The organism is Streptomyces sp. NPDC029122 (assembly GCF_055569445.1).
The window spans coordinates 40,406-62,572 of sequence record NZ_JBVHWK010000040.1 but is presented as its reverse complement, the minus strand read 5'-3'; the positions used below and the strand labels follow the sequence as shown (position 1 = coordinate 62,572).

At 73.2% G+C, this 22,167-nt stretch carries 20 protein-coding genes; 11 read left to right on the top strand and 9 right to left on the bottom strand.

The window, feature by feature from the left end; genetic code table 11:
- Positions 1 to 89 precede the first annotated feature (89 nt).
- A complete protein-coding gene (locus ACZ4WZ_RS31875) occupies positions 90 to 518 on the bottom strand; it encodes a MarR family winged helix-turn-helix transcriptional regulator (protein ID WP_467896311.1) in 429 nt (142 codons plus the stop codon).
- A gap of 227 nt (positions 519 to 745) precedes the next feature.
- On the opposite strand from ACZ4WZ_RS31875, the gene ACZ4WZ_RS31870 reads away from it, so the two are divergent.
- Positions 746 to 1,876, top strand: a complete 1,131-nt coding sequence (locus ACZ4WZ_RS31870; RefSeq protein WP_467896302.1) for an NADH:flavin oxidoreductase — start codon at positions 746 to 748, stop codon at positions 1,874 to 1,876.
- A gap of 149 nt (positions 1,877 to 2,025) precedes the next feature.
- Here ACZ4WZ_RS31870 and ACZ4WZ_RS31865 read toward each other — a convergent pair whose 3' ends face one another.
- Positions 2,026 to 3,012: a LuxR family transcriptional regulator gene (locus tag ACZ4WZ_RS31865; RefSeq protein WP_467896300.1), complete on the bottom strand. Its 987-nt coding sequence runs from the start codon at positions 3,010 to 3,012 to the stop codon at positions 2,026 to 2,028.
- Between the two features lie 149 nt (positions 3,013 to 3,161).
- Between ACZ4WZ_RS31865 and ACZ4WZ_RS31860 the strand changes: the two genes are divergently transcribed.
- Positions 3,162 to 4,574 carry an aminopeptidase P family protein gene (locus tag ACZ4WZ_RS31860; RefSeq protein WP_467896298.1) on the top strand — a complete coding sequence of 471 codons (1,413 nt, stop codon included), beginning with the start codon at positions 3,162 to 3,164 and terminating at the stop codon, positions 4,572 to 4,574.
- A 177-nt stretch (positions 4,575 to 4,751) separates the two neighbouring features.
- Here ACZ4WZ_RS31860 and ACZ4WZ_RS31855 read toward each other — a convergent pair whose 3' ends face one another.
- On the bottom strand, positions 4,752 to 5,012 hold the full coding sequence (locus ACZ4WZ_RS31855; protein WP_467896296.1) for a hypothetical protein: 261 nt from the start codon (positions 5,010 to 5,012) through the stop codon (positions 4,752 to 4,754).
- A gap of 228 nt (positions 5,013 to 5,240) precedes the next feature.
- Between ACZ4WZ_RS31855 and ACZ4WZ_RS31850 the strand changes: the two genes are divergently transcribed.
- Positions 5,241 to 6,527: a phytase gene (locus tag ACZ4WZ_RS31850; RefSeq protein ID WP_467896294.1), complete on the top strand. Its 1,287-nt coding sequence runs from the start codon at positions 5,241 to 5,243 to the stop codon at positions 6,525 to 6,527.
- 98 nt (positions 6,528 to 6,625) lie between these two features.
- On the opposite strand, the gene ACZ4WZ_RS31845 is transcribed toward ACZ4WZ_RS31850, so the two are convergent.
- Positions 6,626 to 7,306 (bottom strand): NAD(P)H oxidoreductase, encoded by a 681-nt coding sequence (locus ACZ4WZ_RS31845; protein WP_467896292.1) that lies wholly within the window; start codon positions 7,304 to 7,306, stop codon positions 6,626 to 6,628.
- A 114-nt stretch (positions 7,307 to 7,420) separates the two neighbouring features.
- Between ACZ4WZ_RS31845 and ACZ4WZ_RS31840 the strand changes: the two genes are divergently transcribed.
- The 7 genes from ACZ4WZ_RS31840 (at position 7,421) to ACZ4WZ_RS31810 (ending at position 16,770) form a co-directional block, all read left to right on the top strand.
- Positions 7,421 to 8,350 carry an AraC family transcriptional regulator gene (locus ACZ4WZ_RS31840; protein WP_467896290.1) on the top strand — a complete coding sequence of 310 codons (930 nt, stop codon included), beginning with the start codon at positions 7,421 to 7,423 and terminating at the stop codon, positions 8,348 to 8,350.
- Positions 8,351 to 8,649: 299 nt separating this feature from the next.
- Positions 8,650 to 9,909 (top strand): phenylacetate--CoA ligase family protein, encoded by a 1,260-nt coding sequence (locus tag ACZ4WZ_RS31835; RefSeq protein WP_467896288.1) that lies wholly within the window; start codon positions 8,650 to 8,652, stop codon positions 9,907 to 9,909.
- Positions 9,906 to 11,201 (top strand): MFS transporter, encoded by a 1,296-nt coding sequence (locus ACZ4WZ_RS31830; protein ID WP_467896286.1) that lies wholly within the window; start codon positions 9,906 to 9,908, stop codon positions 11,199 to 11,201. Before ACZ4WZ_RS31835 ends, ACZ4WZ_RS31830 begins: the two co-directional genes overlap by 4 nt.
- Entirely contained in the window at positions 11,198 to 12,346 is a 1,149-nt protein-coding gene (locus ACZ4WZ_RS31825; RefSeq protein ID WP_467896284.1) for a GNAT family N-acetyltransferase, read from the top strand. Before ACZ4WZ_RS31830 ends, ACZ4WZ_RS31825 begins: the two co-directional genes overlap by 4 nt.
- A complete protein-coding gene (locus tag ACZ4WZ_RS31820; protein WP_467896282.1) occupies positions 12,343 to 13,491 on the top strand; it encodes a LuxE/PaaK family acyltransferase in 1,149 nt (382 codons plus the stop codon). Before ACZ4WZ_RS31825 ends, ACZ4WZ_RS31820 begins: the two co-directional genes overlap by 4 nt.
- Positions 13,488 to 16,034 (top strand): acyl-CoA reductase, encoded by a 2,547-nt coding sequence (locus ACZ4WZ_RS31815; protein WP_467896280.1) that lies wholly within the window; start codon positions 13,488 to 13,490, stop codon positions 16,032 to 16,034. Before ACZ4WZ_RS31820 ends, ACZ4WZ_RS31815 begins: the two co-directional genes overlap by 4 nt.
- A 139-nt stretch (positions 16,035 to 16,173) precedes the next feature.
- The gene (locus tag ACZ4WZ_RS31810) at positions 16,174 to 16,770 is read left to right on the top strand and encodes a nucleoside/nucleotide kinase family protein (RefSeq protein WP_467896309.1); all 597 of its coding nucleotides are present in this window, start codon (positions 16,174 to 16,176) and stop codon (positions 16,768 to 16,770) included.
- A 42-nt stretch (positions 16,771 to 16,812) separates the two neighbouring features.
- Here ACZ4WZ_RS31810 and ACZ4WZ_RS31805 read toward each other — a convergent pair whose 3' ends face one another.
- Complete coding sequence (locus ACZ4WZ_RS31805) at positions 16,813 to 17,532, bottom strand: class E sortase (RefSeq protein ID WP_467896278.1); 720 nt, start codon at positions 17,530 to 17,532, stop codon at positions 16,813 to 16,815.
- A gap of 140 nt (positions 17,533 to 17,672) precedes the next feature.
- Positions 17,673 to 18,545 carry an endonuclease/exonuclease/phosphatase family protein gene (locus ACZ4WZ_RS31800; RefSeq protein ID WP_467896276.1) on the bottom strand — a complete coding sequence of 291 codons (873 nt, stop codon included), beginning with the start codon at positions 18,543 to 18,545 and terminating at the stop codon, positions 17,673 to 17,675.
- A gap of 93 nt (positions 18,546 to 18,638) precedes the next feature.
- Between ACZ4WZ_RS31800 and ACZ4WZ_RS31795 the strand changes: the two genes are divergently transcribed.
- Positions 18,639 to 19,754 carry an NADAR family protein gene (locus tag ACZ4WZ_RS31795; RefSeq protein ID WP_467896274.1) on the top strand — a complete coding sequence of 372 codons (1,116 nt, stop codon included), beginning with the start codon at positions 18,639 to 18,641 and terminating at the stop codon, positions 19,752 to 19,754.
- Between the two features lie 139 nt (positions 19,755 to 19,893).
- Here ACZ4WZ_RS31795 and ACZ4WZ_RS31790 read toward each other — a convergent pair whose 3' ends face one another.
- From ACZ4WZ_RS31790 to ACZ4WZ_RS31780, 3 genes are all read right to left on the bottom strand, one after another.
- Entirely contained in the window at positions 19,894 to 20,514 is a 621-nt protein-coding gene (locus ACZ4WZ_RS31790) for an HAD family hydrolase (RefSeq protein ID WP_467896272.1), read from the bottom strand.
- Positions 20,515 to 20,667: 153 nt separating this feature from the next.
- A complete protein-coding gene (locus tag ACZ4WZ_RS31785; RefSeq protein WP_467896270.1) occupies positions 20,668 to 21,255 on the bottom strand; it encodes a hypothetical protein in 588 nt (195 codons plus the stop codon).
- Between the two features lie 60 nt (positions 21,256 to 21,315).
- Entirely contained in the window at positions 21,316 to 22,014 is a 699-nt protein-coding gene (locus ACZ4WZ_RS31780) for a dioxygenase family protein (RefSeq protein WP_467896268.1), read from the bottom strand.
- Between the last annotated feature and the right edge of the window lie 153 nt (positions 22,015 to 22,167).

Here is a 22,167-nt window from a genome sequence, read left to right as displayed (position 1 = left end):
ACATCCCTCGCCGCCCTTCAGGCCCGAGTCCAGGCACAGACCGGCGAGGACAACAAGATCAAAACACCGTGTTAATGATCTGCAAGCCCTTAGGCGCCGTCTTCTTCCGTGCGCGGCCAGTGCCGTCCTTCCAGGGCCTCCGCGCTCCGGTTGAGCCGGACCAGCACGTCCTCCAGCTCCTGTATCTCCTCGGGGGACCAGTCGGCGACCACCCGGGCCAGGCAGGAACGGTTGACCTCGCGGTCCGCGGCGAGCCGGCGCCCGCCCTCGGCGGTGATGCGCAGCTTGCGGGCCATGCCGCCGTCCGGGTCCGCGACGCGCTCGGCCAGTCCGCAGCGCAGCAGAGCGGCCGTCTGGCGGTTCACGGTCGAGGTGTCGAGGCCGAAGGCCTCTGACAGCTGTCCGATGGACATGGGGCCCTGTGTGTCGATCCTGCTGAGCAGCAGGTACGCGGACCGCTCCAGGCGCTCGGGGTCGCGGTCGCGCCGGGCCAGCACCTGGTGCCGTGAGAGCAGCATCAGCTCCCGCTCCAGTTTCTCCAGCACTGCGCCTCACGCTCCTTCCGGCGCTTCATTATCGCGGACCCGTGGACCGGCGGACCCGCGGACCCGTGGACGGCTCGGCGTGAGGTCACGAAGTCCCGAGCGCCGGCCAGACCGTAGCAATATGCATGATACATAGCATGTGTACTATGCACTCCAGGTTGTCACCCCGACGAGCCACAGTCTCAACCCGGAGGACCCGCATGACCGTCACCACGTCCACCGCCTCCCGCGCGGCCGAGATCCTTTCCCGGCCCGTCGCGCTGAACGGTCTGACCGTCCCCAACCGCATCGCGATGGCGCCGATGACGCGGATGTTCTCGCCCGGCGGCGTACCCGGCGAGGACGTGCGGGCGTACTACGCCAGCCGCGCCGCCGCGGGCGTGGGCCTGGTCATCACCGAGGGAACGTACGTGGGCCACGAGTCCGCCGGACAGAGCGACCGGGTGCCGCGGTTCCACGGCGAGGAGCAGCTGGCGGCGTGGGCGGAGGTCGCCGCGGCCGTGCACGAGGCCGGCGGCACGATCGTGCCCCAGCTGTGGCACATAGGGATGGTGCGCAATCAGGGCGACGCGCCGTACGCCGACGCGCCCGCCGTCGGCCCCTCCGGCATCCGCGTGGACGGCACCGAGGGGACCGGCAAGGCGATGACCCTCGCCGACCTCGACGACGTGATCGGCGCGTTCGCCGAGGCCGCCGCGGAGGCCGTCCGGATCGGCTTCGACGGCGTGGAACTGCACGGCGCCCACGGCTACCTGCTCGACCAGTTCCTCTGGGAGCGGACCAACCGCCGCACCGACGCGTACGGCGGCGACGCGGTCGCCCGTACGAAGTTCGCCGCGGAGATCGTGGCGGCGGTGCGCGAGCGCGTCCCGGCCGACTTCCCCGTGATCTTCCGCTACTCGCAGTGGAAGCAGGAGGCCTACGACGCCCGGCTCGCGCAGACCCCGGAGGAGCTGGAGGCGATCCTGGCCCCGCTGGCAGCGGCCGGAGTCGACGTCTTCCACGCCTCCACCCGCCGCTACTGGCTCCCGGAATTCGAAGGCTCGGACCTGAACCTGGCGGGCTGGACCAAGAAGCTCACCGGCCGGCCGTCCATCACCGTCGGGTCGGTCGGTCTCGACGGGGACTTCATCCGCGCCTTCACGGGCGAGGGCGCGGCGCTCGGCGACATCGACAACCTCCTGGACCGCATGGAGCGCGACGAGTTCGACATGGTCGCCGTCGGCCGGGCGCTGCTCCAGGACCCGCAGTGGGCGGCGAAGGTCCTCGGCAACCGCTTCGACGAGCTGAAGCCGTACGACGCGGCGGCGCTCAAGTCGCTCAGCCGGTAGCCGGTAGCCGGTACCGCCGGCCGGCGGTCTTCCTGACGGCCGGCCGGTACGAGGACGCCCCGTGACGTCGGGCCGCCGATGTCACGGGGTGTCGCCGAGCTCCGCGATGCGGACGTGGCGCCCGTGCGGTCGGCGCCTGACGCCGTTGCTCACAACCAGCCGCTGCGCTGTGCCTGAAGGGCCATCTGGAAGCGGTTCTCGGCTCCCAGGCGGGCCATCAGGACCTGGAGCCGGCGGAAGAAGGTGCGGCGGCTGATGCCCAGCTCGCGGGCGATGACCTCGTCGCTCGCGCCGCCGGCGAGGAGGCGGAGCAGCCGGCGGTCGGACGGCGGCAGGCCCGCCGGGCGGGTGGCGCGGCCGTGGAAGGGAAGGGCCTGCTGCCAGGTCTGCTCGAACAGGGCGAGGAGTGCGGAGAGCAGGCCGCACGGCTGGACCACCAGCATGGTGTTGTGCACGTCCGCCTCCCTGATCGACAGCGACACCAGCGCGTACGCCTCGTCGATGATCACCAGCTTGACGGGGACCGCCGGGGCGACCCGGGCCTGCTCGCCGGCCTCGATGCACGGCTCGATGGCCGTCTCCAGCTGCCCGGGCACCTCCAGCGACGCCTTCGAGTAGACGACCCGCTGCGTCACACCGCGGGCGAGGGTCGCCAGCGCGTCGTCGAGAGCTCCGGCCAGCGGGAAGTAGGGCGGCGAGTCGAGCTGGCGGATCTGCTTGCGAGCGCTGGCCCAGGCGTGGCGCATCCTCGGGCCGATGGCGTCACCGGTCACCACCTCGACGAGGTTGTCGTTGTACGCGGCGAGCCGCTGGCGGCGGAACGACTCGAACGCGCCGCCCACGGTGATGCGTGATCCCTCGAGCTCCGCCGCCCGGTGCCTGGCGAGGATCTCCAGGCCCGCGGCGGGAGGCACCGGCGCCACCACGTCCGCGCCCCCCTCGGCGGCGGCGCTGGCCAGCCCGGCGTCGACCAGCTCGCCGTAGGCCGCGGCGAACTCGGCGCCGTCCAGCCCGGCCGCCTCTCCGATCTCGGTGAGCGGAGCGGGAGCCGCTTCGAGCAGTGTCAGGTACACGCGGCCCGCCGTGGGGCCGATGCCCAGCATCCGCAGGGCCTCGCCCAGTTTCGCGTTCGCCATGCACCGCATTATCGACGACCACAAGGCAGCGGTGGCCGATCAGTGCCATTGACACAGGTGGTCCTCCCCGGCATGCCGTCCCGCAGTACCGTCCGGGTGCCGCCGGGGCTTCCCGGCAAGTCGAACCCATCCGGAAGCAGGTGCACGACGTGGCGAAGGGTCGCAAGAACGGCCTCTACTCGGGGGTTTCCGAGGAACTGTCCGCTCTGATGAAGACGGGCTGGGCGGACACCGAACGGCACGGCCTCCCGCTCGACGAGCAGGCCCCGTACGCGGCGCGCCGGCGCGCCGCGCTCTCCGAGCGCTTCCCCGGCGAGCGGCTGGTGATCCCCTCCGGCAACCTCAAAGCCCGCTCGAACGACGACATCTACCCGTTCCGCCCGTACTCCGGCTACGTCCACATGACCGGGGACCAGGCCCGCGACGGGGCGCTCGTGCTCGAGCCCCGCCCGGACGGCGGCCACGACGCGTACTGCTACCAGCTGCCGCGCGACGGCCGGGACACCGACGAGTTCTGGCTGGGCTACACCGCCGAGCTGTGGACGGGCCGCCGCCGCTCCCTCTCCGAGTCTGAGCGCGTGCTCGGGCTGTCCTGCCGCGACGTCCGCACCGCGGCGGGCGACCTGGCCGCCGCTCCCGGCGTTCCCACCCGCATCGTCCGCGGGATCGACCCGGTGCTGGAGGCCGCCGTCACCACCGACCCGGAGCGCGACGCCGAACTGGAGGAGGCGCTGAGCGGGCTCCGCCTCGTCAAGGACGCCTGGGAGATCGGGGAGATGCGCAAGGCGGTGGACTCCACCGTGCGCGGTTTCACCGACTGCGTCGGCGAGCTCTCGCGGGCCGTCGCGTCCTCCGAGCGGTGGATCGAGGGCACCTTCTTCCGCCGCGCCCGGCTGGAGGGCAACTCCGTCGGCTACGGCTCGATCTGCGCCGCGGGCGAGCACGCCACGATCATGCACTGGACCGACAACGACGGCCCGGTACGTCCCGGCGACCTGCTCCTGCTCGACGCCGGCGTGGAGACGCACACCCTCTACACCGCCGACGTCACCCGCACCCTGCCGATCGGCGGCACGTTCACGCCCGTGCAGCGCACGGTGTACGAGGCGGTGTACGAGGCCCAGGAGGCGGGCATGGCCGCCGTCAAGCCGGGAGCCGCGTACCGCGACTTCCACGGGGCGGCACAGCGGTACCTGGCGGAGAAGCTCGTCGAGTGGGGCTTCATCGAGGGCCCGGCGGACCGCGCCTACGCGCTCGGCCTGCAGCGCCGCTTCACCATGGCCGGTACCGGGCACATGCTCGGCCTGGACGTCCACGACTGTGCCGAGGCGCGCAACGAGGAGTACGTCGACGGCGTGCTGGAGCCGGGCATGGTGCTCACGGTGGAGCCGGGCCTGTACTTCCAGCCGGACGACCTCACGGTGCCCGAGGAGTGGCGCGGCATCGGAGTCCGGATCGAGGACGACCTGCTGGTGACCGCCGACGGCCACGAGAACCTCTCGGCGGGGCTGCCGCGCTCGGCGGACGAGGTCGAGGCGTGGATGGCCCGCGTCGCGGGCTGACCGCGGACGGGACGGAGGGCCCGTAGCGCTCGCGGCGGAGCGGAGGCCCCTGCCGGTCCACGGCGGGGGCCTCGTACCCCCCCCGGGGGGAAGCGGTCGCCCCCCACCCGCCCCGCCGTCGCGAACAGCTCGCGGCCGGAGGCGCTCCGCCGCGGATCGCCGGGCGGCGCGCGGGGCTCAGGGCAGGCTGGGGAGCGGCCAGGGGTTCCGGGCGTTGCGCCGGATCGCGGCGCGTACGTGGACCATGGCCAGGACGGCGCTCATGTGGGTCTTGCCCTCGGTGTACCGGACGTGGTTCTCGCAGAACCAGACGGCGTTCTCGGGATGCCCCTCGTGATCGAGCGGTGGCGCCACGGCACGGAAGTACACGAGCGTGAAGGTCTCGTAGTCGCAGTCCCTGAGGGACGCGCGGCAGATCGCACAGCACGGGGGCATCACGGCCGGTCAGCTCTCCTCCGCTGGAAGAATCGTGATCGTAAGCCTACGCTCGTCAGAGGTCTGTCCACCCGCCGTCGTGTTCGCGGACCGGGACGGCGCCCCGGGAACCCCGAGGCCCCTGGGGGTTTCGCAGCGAGTTCAACTACCGGAAACTTTCCAGTCGCGGTCATGACAAGCGCTCCAGCGAGCGTCTCCCTTACCAGGGCGAACCCCTATCAAGGAAGAAACATGACGATACGTCTGGCAGCTCGCGCCTCCGCGCTCGTGCTCTGCACGGCACTCGCTGCCTCCTTCGCGCTCCCGGCGCAGGCCTCCTCGATCAGCGGCGTCCGGCCGAAGGCCGAGACCGCACCTCTGTACGACGACGAGGCCGGCGGCGACGCCAACGCGGACGACCCGGCGATCTGGCGCAACGCCGCCGACCCCGGCCGCAGCCTGGTCGTCGCCACAGCCAAGCAGGGCGGCCTGCGGGTCTACGACCTGGACGCGCACCAGGTGCAGTCGATCCCCGCCCCGGCCGGACCGGGCGCCGACGACGCGCCCGGCCGCTTCAACAACGTCGACCTGGTCCAGGGCATGCGCCTGGCCCCCGGGCCCGCCGATGTCGCGGTGGTCAGCGACCGCGGCAACGACCGGCTGCGCATCTACCGGATCGACCGGGACCGGCCCGGCGGCCCGCTCACCGACATCACCGACCCCGGCGCGCGCCCGGTCTTCTCCGCCGACCAGGCCGAGATCAACGAGCAGAAGACCGCCTACGGCCTGGCCACCTGGACCGACCGCAGGACCGGTCGCTCCTACGCCATGGTCAGCCAGCGCAACCGCACGCGGATCGCCCTGCTCGAGCTGCTCCCCACCCCGGCCGGCACCGTCGGCTACCAGCAGGTCCGTACGCTGGATCTGCCGGCCTCCTTCCGCCTGCCCAACGGCGCCGCCTGGACGCCCTGCGCCGAGCCGGGCGAGCTGCCGCAGGTCGAGGGCATGGTCGTCGACCCCGCCGACGGCACCCTGTACGCGGGGCAGGAGGACGTCGGCATCTGGCGCATCGACGCCGGCCTCACCGGTACGCCGAAGCTGATCGACAAGGTCCGCGAGTACGGCGTTCCCGGCACCTACGACCCGCAGACCGAGGAGTGCGTGCCGGGCGCCGACCCCGGCTACGGCGGAAAGCGCCTGACGGCCGACGTCGAGGGCCTCACCCTGGTCACCGAGGCTGACGGGGACGGCTATCTGCTGGCCTCCAGCCAGGGCGACAACACCTTCGTCGCCTACGACCGCGAACGCGACGACCACAACGAGTTCGAAGGCGCCTTCCGCATCACCGGGGCCTCCGCCGCGCTCGACGGCTCGGAGGTCTGCGACGGGGCCGCCGCCCTGAACGCGCCCCTCGGCGCGCGCTACCCCAACGGTCTGCTGGTCGTCCAGGACGGCCAGGAGACCCCGGGCGACGGCGACCGTGAGGCCACCGGCTTCAAGTTCGTCGACCTGGGCGAGGTCTTCAAGGCCGTCGGCTGAACCGCCGCGGGGGGGGGACGTTCCCGGCCGTGCCCCCGCCGCGCGGAGCGTCGGCCGGGGCCGTCCGCCGCGCCACGAGCACGCGCGGGCCCTGGCGGTCAGACCGTCACGAGCTCCTCGGCGACGAACCGTTCCACGAACTCCCCGGCACGCCGGTCGAGGTCGGCGTACTGCGCCTCCCGCTCGGCGCCCGCGACCGCTTCGCCGATCAGGAGGTTGCCTTCGGTGTCGACCCGCTGCGGGCGCTCCTCCGCGCCGGTGAGCAGGCCCACGGTGGAATGCGAGAAGCCGCAGTAGTACGCGATGCCTTCGCTCAGATTGGTTTCGAGGAGGGCGCGCATCCCTTCCACGACGGGGTCGTCGGCGGTGGCGCCGGCCAGGCCCAGCCACAGGATGCGCTTGCCGGCGAGGCGGGGCTTGCTCCGGCCGTAGGCGAACCCGTAGTTCCACACGCGGTCGATCCATCCCTTGAGGATCGCGGGCACGGTCTGCCAGTACACCGGGAAGACGGCGACGATGACATCGGCGTCGAGGATGCGCCGCATATGGGCGTGCACTTCGTCCGAGTAGGGCTTCTCCCTGTTGCCCCAGTCCGGCTGGTCCGACGTGTTCATCCGGGGGTCGAACCCCTCGGCGTGCAGGTCGAGCAGGTCGATGCGGTACCCGGCGGCTTCGAGCCGGGCGGCGGCACGGCGGGCCGTGTGCGCGGTGAGGGAATCGGTGCGGTGGTGCGCGACGACCACGAGGGCTGTCCTGGCATCGCTGCCGTGCTGCGTCACGTTGTCTCCTGGCTGGTCTCGGTCGGTTTCGATGAGTCAAGTACAACCGCGGTGCCGTAGATGATCCATGGGAGAAACGCTCCGGAGCATAGGAGATCGTCTACGATTCCCCGCGTGGATCCCTTGAGTTACTTGCTGAGTGGCATCCGGGCCGAAGGCTCGGTCGTCAGTCACGCCGTACTGACGGCGCCCTGGACCGTCCGCTTCGCCGACGGCGCACCGCTCACCATGATCAGCGTGCTGCGCGGCGGGGGCACTCTGTTGCTGCCCGACGGCACCGAGCGGGCGGTCGGGACCGGCGACACGGCCATCGTCAGCGGGTCCGCGCCGTTCCATCTCGCCGACGGTCCCGGCAGCGTCCACGGCTCCCATGCCGCGTACGAGATCGCCTGCTTCACCGCGGACGCCGAGTGCACCGCTCAGGAACTCGGCGGTATCCGTTGGGGCGCCGATTCGGCGGAGGCGACCACGCTGATCGTGGGCGCGTACCGCGCCTCGGGCCACCGCCACGAGCGGCTCCTGCGGGCCCTGCCCCCCGTCCTGGTGATCCATGAGGACGCCGAGGTCTGCGCCCTGCTGGAGACGGCAGCCATCGACGCCGCCCGGCTCTCGGCCGGTTCGCAGGCACTGATGGACCGGCTCCTCGACTGGGCGCTGGTGTGCACGCTGCGCACCTGGTTCGACCAGGCCGGCGCCGACGCGCCCAGCTGGTACCGGGGTCTGGCCGACCCGGTCCTCGCGCCCGCCCTGCAGGCCTTCCACGACCGGCCCGCGGAGTCCTGGACGGTGGCGTCGCTGGCCGCCCGGTCGGGGGTCTCCCGGGCCCTGTTCGCCAGGCGTTTCACCCAGCTGATGGGCCGTCCGCCCCTGGCCTACCTCACCGAATGCCGCATGGACGAGGCCGAGTCGCTCCTGACCGACACCGACCTCAGCATCGCCCAGATCGGCAGGTCGGTCGGCTATGCCGACGCCTTCGGCTTCAGTGCCGCGTTCAAACGCAACAAGGGCCTGAGCCCCAGCACGTTCCGCGCCGCGGCGGCCTGATCCCGGGGTCGGTGGAGCACCCTGCGGAGCGGCCGCGGGGCCCTCCCACACGCCGCCGAGGCGGCAACTACTTGAAATTCTAATGAAAAAGGCCGCCATGGCCGGAAACCTTTGCCCAATTTGGTGACAAGGGCACTGATGTTTCATCATCGTGACTGCGCGTCAACTTTTGACGCGCATCGAGGAGACGGGGCGCCGGGGGGCCCTCGTTCACACCGGCCGAGCCAGCAGGAGCGTTCCCGCTCCCACCGCGCCCCGCCGTGTCTCCCGTCCCGTTCCCGTCACCTAGGCAAAGGCCCATGTCCGCCCAGCAGCTCTCGGACCTCATACGTTTCGCCCGTCACAACTCGCGCTTCTACCAAGACCTCTACGCGTCCCTGCCGCCGCACATCGACCACCTCACCGACCTGCCGGTGGTCGACCAGCAAGCGTTCTGGGCAGCCAACACCCTGCACGACAGCCGCGTGCTGACCGGCCCGCTCAGCGAGGCCACGGTCTACAAGACCGGCGGCACCACCGGGTCCCCCAAGTTCTCCGTCTACACACGTGACGAGTGGCGCACGTTCGTCACCGCCTTCGGCGAGGGACTCGTGGACACGGGCCTGCGCCCGGGACACCGCGTCGCCGACCTCTTCTACGCCGGGGAGCTGTACGCCAGCTTCCTCTTCGTCCTCGACTCGCTCACCCACGCGCCCGTGGACAACGTACGCCTGCCCATCGGCGGCGGCGCGCCGCTGGAGTCGACGATCCCGGCGCTGCGCGATCTCGGCGCCCAGGTACTGGCCGGAACACCGACCACCCTGTGCCGGCTCGCCGAACAGGCGGTGTCGTCCGGTGTGCGGCTCGACTCGGTGGAGTTGCTCCTCTTCGGCGGGGAGGCGCTCTTCGGCGACCAGCGGCGCCTGCTGGCCACCGCGTTCCCCCGCGCCGAGGTCCGTTCCGTCGGATACGCCAGCGTCGACGCGGGCCTGCTCGGCCGCCCCGTGGCCGGCTCCGACGCCCGGGTGCACCGTGCCTTCACGCCGTACTCGGTCGTCGAGATCCTCGACGACTCCACCGATGAGCCCATCACCGAACCGGGCCGGCCCGGCCGGGTCGTCGTCACCAGTCTCTTCCGCCGCCTCATGCCGATCATCCGCTACCCCGCGGGCGACCGGGCCGAGTGGACCGGAAGCGGGCCCGGGCACTTCCGGATACTCGGCCGCGCCGAGGAGGGCGTTCGGGTGGGTCCCGTCTCCCTGTACACCCAGGACGCCCAGGACGCCGTGGCCGCGGCGGACACCTCGGGGCACGTGGTCGGCACGCAGCTCGTCGTCCGCCGCTGGGACGGCCGCGACGGGCTCGTCCTGCGGCTGGCGACCGCCCCCGGCCACGGCCGGAAGGAGCTGGCCGACGCCGTCGTCGCGGAGCTGGAGAACGTCCGGCCGCTGTATCCGGACAGCGTGCGCGCCGGGTTCGTGCACCCGCTGTCCGTGGAGTGGGTGCGCCACCGCGACCTCGCCGTCAACCCGCGCTCGGGCAAGCTCGTCCGGGTCCTCGACGAGAGGCCGACCGCATGACCGCCGTACAGGTGGCCGGGACCGGGACGGAGAAGGCGGCTGAGGGCGGCGGGCGGCGTGCTCCACTGGTCCTGCGCAACCGCGCCTTCGGCGCCGTGTGGCTCGGCCAGATACTCGCCCAGGCCGCCGTACGGATGTTCCAGGTCGGGGTGTCCTGGTGGATCGTGGCCCATGCCGTGCAGGACACCCGGGGGCTCGCCTCCGGACTGTTCATGGCGGCCTGCACCCTGCCCGCCGTGGTGCTGGCGCCCGTGGTGGCCTCAGCGGTCGCCCGGTCCGCGCACCGTTCGGTGCTGCGGAACGCCGCCGCCCTGGCCGCGTCCGCCTCGGGTGCCCTCGCGCTGTGGGCGTACGGCGGTGGCCCGCCGCTGGCCACCGTGTACGCCGCCGGTCTCGCCCTGGCGACCTGCCAGGCGTTCTTCGACCCCTGCCTGACCACCTCGGTGCCGGAACTCGTCGACGACGCCGACATCGAGACCGCCACCGGCTTCGAGCTGTCCACCCAGTCCCTGGCCGGCCTCGGCGGAGCGCTGCTCGGCGCCCTGACGGTCGACCGGGCCGGCGTGGCGGGGCTCGCCGTCGGCTGCGCGGCCGCCTACCTCGGCGCCGCACTCCTCGTCGCGAGCGCCCGCTTCCGTACCGTCGTGCCGGGCGTCGGGGGCGGCGCGCCGGCCCCGACGCAGCGGCGTTCGCTGCGCCGCATCCTCGCGGAACTCCCCTACGTACGGCGGATCCTGGTCTGCTTCACCGCGGCGAACCTCTTCACCACCGCCGTGTTCGTCGTCATCCCCCTGTACACCCGCTCGGTCCTCTCGGGCGGTGGCGGCACCGTGGCCCTGCTGGAGGCCTCGCTGGGCGCCGGCACGCTCGTCGGCGCCTTCACCGGCGCCCGTGTGCCGGGCAGCCCCAGGGTCGCCGGTGCGTACTGCCTGGGCCTGATGGCCCTCGCGCTCGCGCTGCCGGGACTGGTCGCGCACCGTCCGGTCGTCGCGGGCTGCCTGGCCGTGGCCGGCTGGTGCGCCGGGGCCGTCAGCGTCCGCTTCGTGGCCCTCTTCCAGCGGCTGGTACCGCCGGCCGAGAAGCCCGGCTTCTTCGCCGTGATGCAGGCCGTGCTGGGCGCCTCCCTGCCCGTGGCGTCCCTGGCGTTCGGCTTCGCCGGCGACTTCCTCTCCCCTCGGACCCTGTGCCTGGTGCAGGGCGCCGGACTGGTCCCCGCGGCCTGCGCGCTGGCCCTGCTGAGGTCCCCCGCACCCGCGCCGGCCGCGGCGGAACCCGCCGGAGGCGAACGGTGAGCCCCGTCATCACCCCCGCCGCCTGCTCGGACATCGCCGAACTGCGCCAGCTCTACTACGCCGTCTACGGACCGCACTACCCCGTGGCCCTCGGCACCGACCCGGCCGAAATGGCCCGGCTCATCGAGGACCCGTACTCCCTGTGGCTCGTCGGCCGCTGCGCCGGCACCGGGGCCCTGACCGCGTCCGCCGCCATCCACGGCGAGGCGGGCAGCCGCATCGGCCGCCTGGAGGGCATCGCCGTACACCCCGAGCACCGCTCGTCGGGCCTGGCCGCGGCCCTGACCGAGGCCCTGTGCGCGGGCATGCTGGACACGGGGCGGCTGGACTCGGTGTACGCGACGGTGCGGACCGTCAGCGCCGGCCCGCAGCGCGTCGTCGCGCGCAACGGCTTCCGCCCGCTGGGCATCCTGCCCAACGCGGTGGATCTCAGCAGCCGTGAAAGCCTCGCACTCTACGCGCGTCACTCGGCCGGGGTGCTGGATCGCCGGATCCCCGTCACCGAAGTGCCCGCCCCGCTCCTGCCACTGCTGCGCACCGCCGAGGCCGCGCTGGGCATCGGCTACCCCGGGCTGCGGGCCGCCGCCGGCCCGCAGCCGGCACCGCCGGTGCCGCGGGGCGCCGACGACCGGGTGGAGATGATCGAGGCGCCCGCCTTCGTACGCCGCCGCTTCCGCGAGCGGTTCCCGGGCGCCGAGGGCTGGTTCTACCCGCTGCACACCCCGAACGTGCTGCTCACTCCCGAGGACGGCCGGTTCGAGGTCTACGCCTACCTGAACCGCGCCGGAGGGTACTGCTCCCTGCTGACCGCCCACCCGGACCCGGCCGCCGCGGCCGCGTGCCTCGAACCCGTCACCCGGGCCCTGGCCCGCGCGGGCGCGGGCTACGTCGAGGCCCTGGTGCCGCTCGCGCACCAGGAGGTCCTCTCGGCCTTCCTGTCCGAGGGGTTCGTCGCCGGGGCCATCTACCCGGCGATGCGCGCCGACGGAGACGGCTTCCACGACTACGCCGTCCTGTCCCGTTCCAGCGAGCGCATCGACTTCCGCGGCGTGGCCGTCGAGCCGCCCCTCCAGCCCTATCTGGACTGCTACGTGTCGGCCTGGGCGTCGACGCACCTGCCCACATCATCCGAGGTTGCCCCATGAACCCCCATCTCGCGCCGGTCGCCGTTCCCGACCCGGCCCTCCTGCCGCACGTGCAACAGCTGTGCGACCTGACCGACCCGTACGCCTTCGGGCCCGCGGAGGACGAGCTGTTCGCCGCCGCCATGGCGGAGACCAACGCCTGGCACGTCGAGCGCTCCGCCTTCTTCCGCTCGCTGTACGAGGCCACTCCCCCGGCGCGGCCGTACCGGACGCCGCTCGTCCACGCGAACTTCTTCAAGCGGCACGAGGTGCTCTCCGTCCCGCGCGAGGACGTCGAGCTGCACTTGACCTCCTCCGGCACCACCGGTCAGAAGTCGCAGATGTTCTTCGACCACTGGACCATCCGCTCCGCTCAGCGGATGGTCGCCCGGATCTTCGAGCGCAACGGCTGGATCACCCCCGACCAGGAGGTCAACTACCTCCTGTACAGCTACGAACCGGCCCCCTCCCTCAATCTAGGGACCGCCTTCACCGACAACTACCTGTGCGACTTCGCCCCGGCGCGCAGCGTCGAGTACGCCCTGCGCAACACCGGCGGCGACCACGAGTTCGACCCCTTCGGCTGCATCGCCGCGCTGCGCCGCTTCGAGCGGGAGGACGCCCCCGTCCGCATCCTCGGCTTCCCGGCCTTCCTCTTCTTCACCCTCGAGCGGATGCGGGCCATGGGGCTGCCTCCGCTGCGCCTGCCCGAGGGCTCCCTCGTCGTCCTCGGCGGCGGCTGGAAGGGGCACGCCGACCGGCGCATCGGCAAGGAGGACCTGTACGCCCGCGTCACCGAACAGCTCGGCATCCCGGGCGAGCGGATACGGGACACCTTCGGGTCGGTGGAGCACTGCATCCCGTACATCGAGTGCGACCACCACCGGCTGCACGCCCCCGTGTGGTCCCGGGTGACGGTCCGCTCCACGCGCACGCTCGAGGCCCTGCCGTACGGGGAGCGGGGCTATCTGCACCTCGTGTCGCCGTACATCACCTCGGTGCCGGCGCAGAGCGTGGTCATGGGCGACCTCGCCTCCCTCCAGCCGGGCGACGCCTGCGGGTGCGAGCTGGAGACCCCCTGGTTCACCGTCCACGGCCGTGCCGGGGTGAGCCGCAACCGCAGCTGCGCGGTGGCCGCAGCGGAACTGATGAAGGGCATGGCGTGACCGTGACGGAGACCATGACGGGGGCCGCCTACGAGCGGCACGGCGGCGGCGCCGCGCACCACTACTGGCAGGGTGAGTTCATCGGGGACGAGGAGGCCGGGCGCCGTCTCGCGGCCCTGCCGGCCGTCGTCGAGGCCGCGCTGGCCACGGTGCTGGAGACGGAGACCGTGCTGGCCGCCTGCGACGCCCTCGCCACCGCCCTGTGCGACCCGGCCCACCCGGTGCGCGCCCGGCTGGCCGCGCACCTGCCCGCGGGAGAGGACCCGGCGGTCCTGGCCGAGCTCGGCGGGCTGCTGGGCCGGCGGGAGCTGACCCGCAAGGTGCGCCGCGAGCTCGGCGGCGCGACTCCCGGCCGGCTGAACCGGGCCGATCCGCGCGAGACGGTCTACGAGGCGTGGGCGCCCGTCGGCCTGGTCGCCCACATCGCCCCGGGCAACGCCGCGACGGTCGCGCCGCTGAGCATCGTCGAGGGGCTGCTCGCCGGCAACGTCAACATCCTCAAGACCAGCAGCGCCGACACCCTCCTGACGCAGCACCTGATGGCCGAGCTCGCGGCCCTCGATCCCAGCGGCGCGCTGGCCGCACGGGTCGTCGTCCTGCGCTTCCCCTCGTCCCGGCAGGAGTGGCTGCGCCTGATGTGCGCGCCCGCGGACGCCGTCGCCGTGTGGGGCGGGGAAGGCGCCGTCGAAGGGGTGGCGGCCCATGTGCCGGCCGGGTGCCGGCTGGTGGAGTGGGGACACCGGATCTCCTTCGCGTACCTGACGGGTGACGTCTGGTCGGACGCCGGCACGCTCGACGCCCTCGCGGACGACGTGTGCCTCCACGAGCAGCAGGCGTGTTCCAGCCCCCAGGTGGTCTACCTCGACACCGAGGACGAGGGCGAGGTGTTCGCCTTCGCCGAGCGTTTCGCCGCGGTCCTCGCGGCCCGCCCGCCGGCCGCGAGCACCGCCCCGGCGGGCGAACCGGACCCGGCCGAGGCCGCCGAGCTGACCACCACCGAACTGGTGGCCCGGCTGGAGGAACACCTGGGCCTGACCCGTGTGTTCGCCGCCGCCGACGGCTCGTGGCGGGTCATGGCCGACACCCGGTCGCCGCTCACGGCCTCGCCGCTGCACCGCAGCGTGTGGGTCAAGCCGCTGCCCCGCGAGCGGATGATCGCCACCCTGCGGCCGATGCGCCGCTACCTGCAGACGGCGGGCATCGCGGGCAGCCGGTCCGACATCGCCGTACTCTCCCGCACCGCGCTGGCCGCGGGCGTCACCCGCGTCACGCCGGTCGGCGCCATGCTGGAGAGCTACGCGGGCGAGCCGCACGACGGCGTCTACGCCCTGCAGCGCTACAGCCGCCGCGTCGCCGTCCAGGCCGACCCGGCCCGCTTCGCCACCACCGCCTGCCTCGACGACCTGGTCCGGCCCGTCCTACTGCCGCTGCCGACGGGCCCGCTGGTCGGCAAGCAGAACGTGCGGGAGCCCGCCCGGGCCGATGCCGAGCTCTACTTCCGCAGCGGCGGCAGCACGGGCGCTCCCGCCCTGTCGGTCTTCAGTTACGACGACTACGACACCCAGATGCACGCCGCCGCCCGCGGCCTGCTCGCCGCCGGCTACGACCCGGTCGGGGACCGCACCGCCAACCTCTTCTACAGCGGTGGCATGTACGGCAGCTTCATCAGCTTCTTCTCCGTGCTGGAACGGCTCGGCGGCGTGCAGCTGCCGCTGTCCGCGGGACCGGACCACCGGGCCACGGCCCTGGCCGTCATCGAGCACCGTGCCGACACCCTCTTCGGCATGCCCTCCTACCTGTGGCAGCTGCTGCACGCGGAGGCGGACGCGCTGCGCGCGTACGGAGGCCTGCGCAAGGTCTTCTACGGAGGCGAGCACTTCACGGAGGAGCAGCGGCGGACGCTGAGGGAGGAGTTCGGCATCGAGACCGTCCGCTCGATCACGTACGGCAGCACCGACCTCGGCCCGCTGGGCTACCAGTGCACCGAGAGCTCCGGTGGCGTCCACCACCTGCACGCCGACCTCCACACGATGGAGATCGTGGACGTGGCCGAGGACCGGCCGGTGGCCCCGGGCGAGACCGGCCGGCTGGTCTTCACCACGCACGCCCGGCGCGGGCAGCGCCTGGGCCGGTACCTGATAGGCGACCTCGGCCGGGAGGTCCCGGGCCGCTGCCCCTGTGGGCGGCACGCTCCCCGCTTCGAGCTGATGGGGCGCACCGGTGACGTGATGCGGGTGGCGACGTACTTCCTCCATTACCGCCGCTTCCTGGCCATGGCCGAGGAACAGGGCGGCCACCGCGGTGAGTTGCAGATCAGGCTCGACGGTACGGACGTGCGGGAGCGGCTGACCGTACGGGTGGAGCGGGCACCGGCGACCGATCCGGAGCGACTGCGGGAGGTCTTCCTCTCCGGCTACCCGGAGCTGCGCTCGGCGGTGACGGAGCAGCTGCTGGACCTGGTGGTCGAGGCGGTCGACGGCGCGTCGCTGGATCGCAGCGCGGCCAGTGGCAAGCTCCTCGCGGTGGTGGACGCACGGCGCTAGGGCGTGGCCGCCTGCCGTCACCGGTGTCCCCTCCGGCCCCGGTCCGACGACCGGGGCCGGAGGGCCGGGCCGGGTGCCGCGCGGGCGGGCGGGCCCGGGCCTCGGGCAGGATACGGACGTGCAGACGACGGAACTGATCATGAGGGCCGGTGCGCTGGCCGCCGGGGGCGGTCGGCGGATCCTCGGCATCGCCGGGCCGCCGGGGGCCGGGAAGTCGACGCTGGCGGCGCGGATCGCCGGGGCGCTCGGGCCGGAGCGGGCCGTGGTGGTGCCGATGGACGGGTTCCACCTCGCGCAGGCCGAGGTGCACCGGCTGGGGCGGGCCGACCGCAGGGGGGCGCCGGACACCTTCGACGCGGCCGGCTACGTCTGCCTGCTGCGCCGGCTGCGCACGCCCGAGCAGGTCACGGTGTACGCGCCCGCCTTCGACCGCTCGCTGGAGGAGCCGGTCGCCGGCAGCATCCCCGTCGGGCCGGCCGTACCCCTGGTGATCACCGAGGGGAACTACCTGCTGCACGACGCGGCCGACTGGACGCCGGTACGGCCTCTTCTGGACGAGGCCTGGTACCTCGCTCCGGACGAGGCCCTGCGGGTGGACCGCCTCGTCGACCGGCACGTACGGCACGGCAAGGACCCTGCGCACGCCCGCGCCTGGGTGACGCGGTCCGACGAGGCCAACGCCCGGCTCGTCGCGCGCGGCCGCCACCGCGCGGACCTCGTCATCGACCCGGGCTGACGCACGCCTGCCGGGGGTGGCGGCGCTCCCGGCGGCCCCGTGTCAGGCGGCGGGTGCGGGCCCGGGGGTCTTGCGCAGGACGCCGATCTTGTCGATGCGGTGTTCGGGGTTGCCCTGCGCGTCGCTCCAGAAGTTCCCCTCGGCGTGGTCCTCGGGCGTGGCACAGGTGGAGATCGTGATCATGGCTTGGGTGGGGGTCGCACCGGGCTTCCCGGGCACGGCGGCGCGCTGTTCGCTCAGCGAGCGCGCGGAGCGGAAGGACGTCTTGCGGGTCTCGACGATCTCGTAGGTGTACGTCCGGCCGCCCGAAGTCACCAGGACCGTGTCGCCCTCGTCCACGGCGGGCAGGTCGCGCAGCGGGCCGCCCGCCGAGAGGCGGTGCGCGGTGACCAGGAAATTGCCCACCATGCCGGGTCCGGTTCCGCCGTCCTTCCCGTACGGGCTGGCCGCCACGCCCCGGTCCTGTATGCGGCTCCCCGGTGCGTCGTCGGTCGTGCCCTCGTAGGGCACGACGCGGAGCCCGGCGATACCCACGGAGGGTATGGACAGCGTCGACTCCCGTGCCGGGACGGGCTCGGGCGCCGGCGCGGAGGGCGTCGCGGGAGCCGCCGGGGACGCCGCCAGGGCCGGCGGGCGCGGGGCGGAGGAAGCAGGCAAAGCGGCTGTGCCCGCGGCGGCCGAGGGCCCGCACGCCGCCAGCAGGGCGACGACGGCACCGGCCAGTACGGCGGGTACGGCTCGGGAGAGCAGCGGCAGGGGCATGGGGCGATTCCGTGTCGGTCGACCGGGTCGTGCGGCAGGCGGGGGACCCGGTTCCCCCTGCCAGAGTGACATACGGAGGAAAGGACCATAAGAGCCCCGTCCTGTGACCCGGCTCCCCGGGTCCGGAGGCGCGGCGGAAATCAGCGGAGCGGCAGCCGGACCCCGTCCAGGTCGGCGTGCACCACGTGGTGGTCCGAGTGCGGGCTGGGGTGGACCCGGTGCGTGCGCGGGGTGAGGCCGCGCAGGAACACGTAGTCGAACTTGCTGTTCCAGTCGGTGGTCGCCGTGCACGCGCCGGCTCCGGCGGTGGAGGGGCGGCAGCCGGGGTCCGTATCCCGGGCCAGGGCCCACATCGGACCGAGTTCGGACGCGTGCGGCACGGCGTTGAAGTCGCCTAGGACGATCACACGGTCGTGGCGGGCGACTTCCGCGGCGAGCACCCTCACCTGGCCCGCCCGCACCTCCTCCTGCCGGCGCTCGGCGAGGTGGGTGTTGAGGACGCGGACGGGCCGGCCGCCCACCAGCGTGGTGACGGCCAGGTAACCGCGGTCCTCGGAGCCGCCGTCCGGGTACTCGACGCTCACCCGGTCCGTCATCGGCGCCGCGGAAAGGATCGCCTGGCCGAAGCCGCCCGGCCGCCAGGGCATTCCCCCGCAGCGGTTCCAGTTCCGCTGGACCGTCCCGTACTCGACCCGGTAGACCAGCCCGTAGAGCTCCTCCAGGTACCCGCGGATCTGCTCGACGTCACGTACGCACGCCTCCTGCAGGCCGATGACCTGCGGCGCGTACGTGGCGATCTCCGTCGCCCGGCCGGCGTTGCGCCCGCTCCCGCCGCACGGATTGCAGATGTTCCACGTGGCGACCCGGTCCGGTACGGCCTCCCGGGCGGCGTCGAGCGGCAGGGGCCTGGCGTGGGGGACGCCACGGCTCGGTGCGCCGGGCCCCAGGAGCAGCACCAGGCAGACCGCGGTCATCGCGCCCGCGGCCCACCGCGCGCCCCTGCTCAGCACCATCGCCTCCCCGGATACGGACGTACATCCTCACACGACGGCCTCGACGCGCGATCGAGGTGCCTCCCGGCCCGTCCGTCCGGCATCATCACAGGCATGATCGGCAAGCGCATCACCCATCGCACGGCGGACGGCGTCCGCGTACCGGGCACCTGGCGGCACGCGTTCATATGCAACGGCGGCTCCTACTTCCTCACCGACCTCTTCATTTACGCCGACGGCCTCGTCGACTGCTGGGAGCTGGTCACCCTCGACGAGTTCGAGCGGAAGCTGCGCTGCGGATGGGTGGCCACCAGCCTTCCGGACGGCGGACGCGCCTCCGCGCACCACCTGGCCTCGTGGACGTTCGGTGAACCGCGCACCCGGCTGACTCCGGACCTGCTGCTCGCCGAAGTCCGCGACACCATCGACGCCCTGAACGGCCGCCCCGACTCCACCGACCGCTGCCTCGCCGCGGTGGACGCCTTCATGGCGGACCGCACGGAGGACAACCGGGCCGCCGCCCGGGCCGCCTACCTGGCCGTCCCCGAGACCGTGCGGCGCTACGCGCTCGGCGACATGGACCACAGGGACCACCCCCTCCAGGTACTGGTGGCGGGTCCTGGCGGCCGGACCGACGACGAGCCCGGGGAGACGGTCACGCAGGAGGAGTACGACGAGGCCGTCGCCTACTTCGAGGACCGCGAGCGGTGGCTCGCGGACGCCCCTTCACGGGTGCCGGCCGACGGGCCGGCCGAGTCCTTCGCCCCCGCGGTCAAGATCTACCACTCGTATCCGCAGCGCGCGCTCGAAGACCCGGGCAAGCGGGCGCTGCGCAACGACTACCCCGCCCCGATCACCGTCGGCGGCGAAACCTACCCGTCGGTGGCGCACGCCTACTGGGCCCGGTCCGTCGCCGGTCCGGAGGCCCGGGCCGAGGTCGTGGCGGCGGAGTCGGGCGCGAAGGCCCGTACGGCCGCGGCCGCGGCGATGCGGCTCGAAGGCTGGGAGCGGGTCCGGACGGCGGTCATGGCCCGGCTGCTGCGCGCCAAGTACGAGCAGCACCCCGACCTCGCGGCGATCCTGCTGGCCACGGGTGACGCGACCCTGCTCTACGACGACGCCGACTCGGGCTTCTGGGGCGAGAACGGGGGCCGGGGCCGCAACTGGACGGGCCGCCTCCTGGAACTCGTCCGATCCGAACTGCTGGCCCGGCGGATCCTCGCCGACTGACACCGGCCTCCCGCCGGGGCGTGCGAAGACGCCTCGCGGGGGGTGCCGGCCGGGCGGGTGACGAGCGGTCGGGCCGGGTGGGCGGCCTGGGGCGACGCCCGGGGCCGGACGGCGGTCCTCGCCGCGCCCGGCACGCCGATCAGGTGGGCAGGCCGTCCTCCACCGGTTCGCGCCCCTCCACCGTGAACCCGGCGCGTTCGAGCGCGTCGGCTCCGCGCCCGCTCGCCATGACGAGCACGAGCCGCTCCGAGGCCACATGAACGGGAACGGCCTCGGTCGTCTCCGCCGCCGCGTTCAGGTCGGACACGTCCCGGCCGTCCGGCAATCCGATCCGCGCGAGGAACACGGCACGGTTCTCCAGCGCGGCGAGGGCGAACACCGGATGCGGAGCCGTACGCATGCCCGCCTGCCGCGCGAACGCCCTCTCCTGGGCGTCCTCGCCCACGAACACGCACGCGTCGGCCGGTGCGCCTCCCGTACTCGCCACCGCCAGGTCGAAGAGCCCGCGGCTGTCCTTCACGCCCCAGTGCACCAGACCCGCGTCAGTGAAACGGCCGGGGAACGCCTCCTCGAGGGCCGCCGCGGCGCGTTCGGCCGCGCCGCCGCCCGGACCCGGGTTCGAGATGATCCCCTTGCGCACGTCACGGAGGGCATCGAGGACGGCGGCCACCCGGGGCCTGGCCCTGAGCGTCAGCGTGCCGTCGGGTTCCAGGCGGGCATCCGCCAGAGTGGCCCCGATGTCGAAGAAGAGCACGGACATGTGATGTACCTCCGGAACGTGGGGGCTCTCTCCTCCGCGCTCTGCCCGCGGCGCCCTCCGTCCACTCCGCGGCGCCTTCGTCTGTACCCGATCGGCGTCCGCCGCCCGGCGGGACGGGCGGCCGGGGGGACCGGCCGGTGTCGTTTCGGGCTCTCAGTTGAAGACGTCCAGGAGGTCCGGCCAGGAGCCTTCGTCGGCGGTGGAGCGGGACCGCAGGGGGACCGGATCCGGGTAGGTCTCCGCCGCGGCCCTCGCGCGGACGATGTCCGGCCCGCCGCACGCCGCGACCGCGAAGGCGCCGAAAACCTCGGCGAACGCGGCCGGATCGCGGAACTCCACGCCGAACGCCCTGCCGTCCCGCAGCGGCACCCACACCACCCGGACGGACCGTGTCCATTCCAGCACCGGCCGGTCGTCCGCGGTCGAGCGCCCCTCCAGCCACAGCCGCGCCACGTGCAGCAGGTTCACCTTCTCCATCGGCATCCGCCTGCGCCGCACCCGTAGTTCACGTGTCGTCAGCGCGACCCGCTGGTCCTTCCTCGGGTACCAGGCGACGCCGATCCCGAACGGCACCCACAGCAGGATCCCGATCATCGGCCAGACCACAGCGTGGCTCCATGACCGGATCACCGCGCCGTCCAGCAGGTACACGGCCCCGAAGACCAGAACCCACTTCGCCGTCATCCGCCAGAACCCGCTGCCTTGCCGGTACAGGACCCGCTGCTTCCCCGTCATCGCCATGCCCGCACGCTATCCGCCTCCCCGGCGCTCACCGTGGGCGCCCCCTTCGGCAGCGCCGGGTCAGGCGATGCCGATGGTGTACGCGGCACGGAACCCGGGGCCGTCCGGAAGGGGAGCGAGCGTGAGCGCGGCACCGGACTCCCGGTAGCGGTCGTCACGCTCGTTGGGGTGCTGGGGGACCTCGCGCTGCGCGTAGGGCCGGCGCGTGTACAGCTCCTTCAGCAAGTCCTCCGGGAAGAACAGTTGTGAGGAGGCTTCCGAGCGGTTGTCCGTGCGTACCTTGAAGTGGATGTGGGGGGCGAGTTCGGCGTACCAGCCGGGCACGACGGTACGGAAGGTGCAGCGGCCGGCGCCGTCGGTGAACTGGGTGCCGCGCAGCCAGGTGGCGCCGTCCGCCGAGTAGTCACCGGCGGCGTCCGCCTGCCAGACGTCGACGGCGGCCCCCTCGAGCGGCCGGCAGCCGTCGGAGGTACGGACGACGGTCAGGTCGAGCCGGAACGGAACGCCTTCGCGTCCTCCCGTGATGTCGGAGCGGACCAGGTCGAGGTCGAGGTAGTACGGGCCGGTTCCCCACTCGGTGGTCAGTACGCAACGGGGTGCGGCGCCGCTTCCCCGCGGATCCGGCTGCGGGCGGGGTTCGCCGTCCGTGCTCGCGGCGGCCGAAGCGGCCAGGGTGGAGGCGAGTGCTGCCACGCCGGCCGTGCCGGCGGCCAGCAGGAGCGCGCGACGCGGGGTGGGGGCAGCGTCATTCTGGGCCATGGGGGCTCCCTCGGGGTAGGGGTGCCGTCGCGCTGTGGCGGGGGGGGGGGGGGGGGGGGGGGGGGGTGGCGGGGGGGGGGGGGGGGGGGGGAAGGGGGGGGGAGAAGAGAGGTGGCGCCCTTCTTTCGCGGCCTTCCCCCCCCCAGGACAGGG

What these genes read in the sequence shown, in the direction of transcription:
- ACZ4WZ_RS31875 (WP_467896311.1), bottom strand. Translation starts at nt 518, where the DNA reads ATGCTGCTCTCACGGCACCAGGTGCTGGCCCGGCGCGACCGCGACCCC.
- ACZ4WZ_RS31870 (WP_467896302.1), top strand. Translation starts at nt 746, where the DNA reads ATGACCGTCACCACGTCCACCGCCTCCCGCGCGGCCGAGATCCTTTCC.
- ACZ4WZ_RS31865 (WP_467896300.1), bottom strand. Translation starts at nt 3,012, where the DNA reads ATGGCGAACGCGAAACTGGGCGAGGCCCTGCGGATGCTGGGCATCGGC.
- ACZ4WZ_RS31850 (WP_467896294.1), top strand. Translation starts at nt 5,241, where the DNA reads ATGACGATACGTCTGGCAGCTCGCGCCTCCGCGCTCGTGCTCTGCACG.
- ACZ4WZ_RS31835 (WP_467896288.1), top strand. Translation starts at nt 8,650, where the DNA reads ATGTCCGCCCAGCAGCTCTCGGACCTCATACGTTTCGCCCGTCACAAC.
- ACZ4WZ_RS31830 (WP_467896286.1), top strand. Translation starts at nt 9,906, where the DNA reads ATGACCGCCGTACAGGTGGCCGGGACCGGGACGGAGAAGGCGGCTGAG.
- ACZ4WZ_RS31820 (WP_467896282.1), top strand. Translation starts at nt 12,343, where the DNA reads ATGAACCCCCATCTCGCGCCGGTCGCCGTTCCCGACCCGGCCCTCCTG.
- ACZ4WZ_RS31810 (WP_467896309.1), top strand. Translation starts at nt 16,174, where the DNA reads ATGAGGGCCGGTGCGCTGGCCGCCGGGGGCGGTCGGCGGATCCTCGGC.
- ACZ4WZ_RS31805 (WP_467896278.1), bottom strand. Translation starts at nt 17,532, where the DNA reads ATGCCCCTGCCGCTGCTCTCCCGAGCCGTACCCGCCGTACTGGCCGGT.
- ACZ4WZ_RS31800 (WP_467896276.1), bottom strand. Translation starts at nt 18,545, where the DNA reads ATGGTGCTGAGCAGGGGCGCGCGGTGGGCCGCGGGCGCGATGACCGCG.
- ACZ4WZ_RS31795 (WP_467896274.1), top strand. Translation starts at nt 18,639, where the DNA reads ATGATCGGCAAGCGCATCACCCATCGCACGGCGGACGGCGTCCGCGTA.
- ACZ4WZ_RS31790 (WP_467896272.1), bottom strand. Translation starts at nt 20,514, where the DNA reads ATGTCCGTGCTCTTCTTCGACATCGGGGCCACTCTGGCGGATGCCCGC.
- ACZ4WZ_RS31785 (WP_467896270.1), bottom strand. Translation starts at nt 21,255, where the DNA reads ATGGCGATGACGGGGAAGCAGCGGGTCCTGTACCGGCAAGGCAGCGGG.
- ACZ4WZ_RS31780 (WP_467896268.1), bottom strand. Translation starts at nt 22,014, where the DNA reads ATGGCCCAGAATGACGCTGCCCCCACCCCGCGTCGCGCGCTCCTGCTG.